Annotated in this window: 1 protein-coding gene; it reads right to left on the bottom strand. The window is 40.4% G+C overall.

Annotated features, from left to right (window positions below):
- Positions 1–186: 186 nt before the first annotated feature.
- Positions 187–411 (bottom strand): DUF2089-like zinc ribbon domain-containing protein, encoded by a 225-nt coding sequence (locus tag BG32_RS17185; RefSeq protein WP_121526860.1) that lies wholly within the window; start codon positions 409–411, stop codon positions 187–189.
- Between the last annotated feature and the right edge of the window lie 356 nt (positions 412–767).

Consider the following 767-nt stretch of genomic DNA (forward strand, 5'->3'; position numbering starts at 1 on the left):
CCCTTTTTCATGTTGTTCAGAAGCTGAGCAACCTCTTCAGTGTTATTTCAACTCTTCGAGCTTCTTGATTATTAAGGATGCTTCGCGAACTTGACGGTTGGCAACTTCAAATCCGAGACCGGTTACCAGTTCTTCCAGTTTACTTTTAGCTGTAGAATACGGAATATTTAACTCTTTTCGAAACTCTTAGAGATTCCTTCTATTCTTGATGAAGGTCTTCAAAAACCCAAGAAGCTCTTCTTGCAAAGATGAAAGTTCTCCCCGCGAAAATGATCCGATTATCTTTGCCTTGCATTTCTGACAAGCATACTCAGTTATCTTCAAGTCTGTACTGCAGCTTGGACATTTGTCGAGTCGTTTTTTCGTTTGGAACCCCTCCAGCAGATCATAAACCGCGATAATGAAAAGAATAAAAGCAGTGAACGAAGTGACAAGTCAACACGATCAATCTCAGTGGTTTGATGAAATCAATTATTGATGCTATAGATTCAACTCGGCAATAACTAGAGTGGATACAGATTTCATTAATTGGATGAATCTTGTCCATCCTTATTTACTTCATTACAAGTTTCCGGTGCCGAAAGATGGACAGGTTGCTTTGGAGTAGAGAGAACTGTCGCGAGTGCTCAGGATTCATAAATAGCAGTAATCCTGATTATTTGAGACAGGTTCTTCTTCTCGGGAAGACAACTATTGGTTCACTCCCAACAGTGATGATCCTGTCGATTAACTCCATGCCCATCACTCGATGATCGCCTGTTTTGTTT

The organism is Mesotoga sp. HF07.pep.5.2.highcov (assembly GCF_003666285.1).
Taxonomy (GTDB): Bacteria; Thermotogota; Thermotogae; order Petrotogales; family Kosmotogaceae; genus Mesotoga; species Mesotoga prima.